The sequence below is a fragment of the Magnetococcales bacterium genome, assembly GCA_015231925.1.
Taxonomy (GTDB): Bacteria; Pseudomonadota; Magnetococcia; order Magnetococcales; family JADGAQ01; genus JADGAQ01.
In genome coordinates this window covers 1-3,783 of record JADGAQ010000285.1, presented here as the reverse complement: position 1 = coordinate 3,783, position 3,783 = coordinate 1, and the positions used below count along the sequence as shown (strand labels likewise).

Below are 3,783 nucleotides of genomic sequence, written 5' to 3'. Positions count from 1 at the left end.
CGGATTGCAACGCGGCCAGGGACCAAAAGATGGTGAATGTCAACACGCCCTAATCTACCCCTGGATTTTAATACCGGAGACAATCCAAGGCTGCAACACCGCCACGGGGGAGTCATGCGGCAACGAATCCCGTCTTATTCCATTTCTGTTTCATTCGTTCATTAATACGGAGGTCCGGGGGCGATTATCGCCCCCGGCGGAGGATGGACTCGGGCCATGGATGGCCCGAGTCAAACCCCTGCTGGGGACCATGATGGTCCCCAGACCCCTGCAATAATGCAAAAATGAAACAGAAACGGAATTATCCATCCATTGCGTGGCGAAACCGGCCCGGGTGCGTCAGGACAAGGCGGGCGAGGCCTCACGAGCGGAACCGCGGCCGTTCCACGGTGAGGATCGTCGAGCGGACGCAACGCCGTCATGGCGCGGTCCGGGTCCGGTCGCAGCAGAAATTGATCAACAAGACGGGATAATGGCGGGAGTTTCACTAAATGCTCAAGTCGCTGTTTCAGGATGTGGTTATGGGCGGCGTTCGGAGTGGTATGGCAGGTGACATTCCAACGAGGCGTATCGAACGGACCGGCTCTGCCGGCCTGCTGTAAGCTACGTTAATCGCTTTCCGCCCCCTCCTCCCGCCGGCGTTTCAAAAGGAGTTTGAAACTATTTGATTCAATACAACATGAAAAAATTGGTTTGAAACGAAAGGCTGAAGCAACCGGGTGCTTCAGCAACATTTTATTATCACTTTTACACAGTGAAATTAAGCACTTACTCTTGAACTGTTGATAATTTCCCGTTTGGCTTGATATGTGCAAAGCTTGTTTGTAAGTGCCGTAGCAAACATTGGGAATGCTACTAATTCGAGTCGGTAGATCTCCATCTTTGACGGAGATATTCAGACGAATGGAGGAACACGTTATGACAATTAGCAAAAAACATTCCAAGATGTTGATACTGGCTGCAATGTTGGCTAGTTCCGTGATCATGAGTGCCGTGGCTTTCGCCGGAGGAACGATGCCCGTGAACTTGGGCCAAGCCGGAACATTCGCGATTCTGAGCAAATCTGGAATTACCGACGTATTCCGATCCTCTGTTGTTGGCGATGTTGGAACGAGCCCCATCACCGGTGCGGCTCTCCTTCTCACATGCGATGAAGTGGTGGGAAAGGTGTATACCGTCACGGTCGCAGGTCCCTTACCCTGTACGATCAGTAACCCCAGCTTGCTGACTTCGGCAGTGAGCGACATGGAAGCTGCCTACACGGACGCTTCGGGACGGGGATCCCCCAATTTCACGGAACTGGGTGGTGGCGAGGTTGGCGGGCAAGATCTCGCTCCCGGCATCTACAAGTGGAGTTCGCCCGTTACCATTTCCAACGATCTCACGCTGACCGGCGGTCCGAACGATGTCTGGATCTTCCAGATTGCCCAAACCTTTGATCTGGCCAATGCGAAACGCATCAAACTGGCTGGTGGAGCCTCGGCCAAAAACATCTTCTGGGCAGTCGCCGGCGCATCGACCCTCGGGACCACCTCGCACTTTGAAGGCATCCTGCTCGATAAAACCATGATCGCCGTGAACACGGGCGCAACGGTCAACGGAAGACTGTTGGCCCAGACGGCGGTAACGCTCCAGATGAGTACGGTTACACAGCCCCAGTAAAGACCCATGTCGCCAATGTGGTCATAAGGCACACCCACACCGACAGGAGTAAGGAGCTGTCTTCTGGAGTTTAGGGCCAAGGTCGTGGTTGCCTCCCGTCGCGGCATCGCGACGACAACCCTACTCTCCAGGAGATGCCCCGATGCGTGCCGGAAATTGATGGGGGTGGAAGAATGGGACGAGAGAAGGCCCAACCAAGACATATGGGTTTCTCTGCAGATCTCGTCAGTCCACCTATGTGTATATTTTACAACCGGATGCAGAAGTTTAGCCGGTTAACAGAAGGCTGCCTCCTTTGATATCACAGGGATCGATACAAAACATGAGCACCGGTTTGATGGCGAAGGAGGAGCTGCCCTACAGGGAGTCCCTGGGAAGCAACCAGAAGGAAACGCTCTTTTTCCAATCCCTTGGAGAATGGCTGATCCGCAACGAAAAGATCGATCAGCGTGGGATCGATCGGGCCATGCGGCTTCATGCAGCCGGATCAGGTCGTTTTGATCAGGCCTTGGTAAAGTTAGGCCTGGTCAACGAAACCGACATGGCCACTGCTCTGGCCGAATTGCTCGGACTCCCCCTACTGAAGCAAGATGACTATCCAACATCATCGGTATTGCCCGAAGAGATTAATCTGAGGTTTTTTCATGCCAATCAGATTCTGCCACTTGCCGATTTCCCAGACCACCTGGAAGTGGCAATTTCCGATCCTCTCGATTCCGCTTATTATTTAGAGGCATTGCGTTTGAAATTCGGCAAGCCGGTCAAACCGCGCGTAGGGGTGCCGGTACTCATCAATGAGGCACTGAGAAGAGTCTACGGAGAAGACCACACCAAAAATGATGAGGAATACGGCCTGAAAAGCGAGTGGTCTGACGATGAACTGGAGCGATTAAAAGATCAAGCGAGCGACGGGCCTGTGGTTAAACTGGTTGATCGTTTGATCGAAACCGCTGTTGAAACAAGAGCTTCCGACATTCATGTCGAGCCCTTTGAAGATAGCCTGAGAATTCGCTTTCGCATGGATGGTTTGTTGAAAAGCGAAGAGACCTTTCCAAAGAATTATGCTCCAACGGTTATCTCCCGTCTGAAAATCATGGCAAAGCTGGACTTTGCCGAAAGGCGTCTGCCTCAGGATGGCCGAATGCGCATGGCTGTCAGCGGGAATATGGTTGACTTCCGGGTCTCGACCACACCGACGGTCTATGGAGAGTCCGTGGTATTGCGAATTCTGGATAAGTCCAGTGTCGTTCTGGACTTGGATACCCTTGGCTTCGCGGAGGATACCCTCAAAGAGTTCCGCAAGGTATTGCACAGTCCACATGGAATCTTACTGGTGACCGGGCCCACAGGCAGTGGCAAGACAACGACTCTATATGGCGCCCTGGCGGAACTCAATACCCCGGAGCGTAAATTGCTCACCGTGGAAGATCCGGTGGAATACGAGCTGAAAGGGGTTAATCAGGTTGAAGTGAAGGTTCAAATCGGCCTGACGTTTGCCAAGGTGCTGCGATCATTTCTCCGCCAAGACCCGGATATAATCATGGTCGGGGAGATACGGGATTTGGAGTCGGCCCAGATTGCCGTGGAGTCTGCGCTGACAGGACATCTCGTCTTGTCCACACTTCACACCAATAGTGCTGCGGCCACGGTGACCCGCTTTCTGGAAATGGGCATCCAGGGCTATTTGTTAACCTCAACGTTGGCGGGTGTGCTGGCGCAACGGCTGGTCAGGCGCATCTGTGAGGAGTGTAAAATTGCCTATACAATACCCATGAGCAATGCCGTAGGACTTGGATATATGCTGCTGAACTCCCAAGAGATAACCCTCTTCAAGGGAGAAGGGTGTAAACGGTGTCAAGATACGGGGTACAAAGGAAGAACCAATATTACCGAGTTACTCATTCCATCCGAGGCGATACAGCAGCTTATTTTGGACAAGGGCGGCGCTACGGACATTGAGAAAGTGGCTATTCACGAGGGAATGCGAACTATATATGAAGATGGACTCCGCAAGGCCCTTGCTGGAGAAACCACCATTGCGGAAGTGCTGAGAGTGGCTCACAAATACTAGGGCGTGTTGACATTTGCCAGATTTTGGTTCCTGGCAAGGCGCAAGACGGT

General features: G+C 52.7%; 2 protein-coding genes. Both read left to right on the top strand.

Annotated elements, in window-relative coordinates; translation table 11 throughout:
* Positions 1-918 precede the first annotated feature (918 nt).
* Complete coding sequence (locus HQL56_18800; protein ID MBF0311566.1) at positions 919-1,662, top strand: DUF3494 domain-containing protein; 744 nt, start codon at positions 919-921, stop codon at positions 1,660-1,662.
* Between the two features lie 322 nt (positions 1,663-1,984).
* Positions 1,985-3,733 carry a type II/IV secretion system protein gene (locus HQL56_18795; protein MBF0311565.1) on the top strand — a complete coding sequence of 583 codons (1,749 nt, stop codon included), beginning with the start codon at positions 1,985-1,987 and terminating at the stop codon, positions 3,731-3,733.
* Positions 3,734-3,783: the final 50 nt, after the last annotated feature.

What these genes read in the sequence shown, in the direction of transcription:
- HQL56_18800 (MBF0311566.1), top strand. Translation starts at nt 919, where the DNA reads ATGACAATTAGCAAAAAACATTCCAAGATGTTGATACTGGCTGCAATG.
- HQL56_18795 (MBF0311565.1), top strand. Translation starts at nt 1,985, where the DNA reads ATGAGCACCGGTTTGATGGCGAAGGAGGAGCTGCCCTACAGGGAGTCC.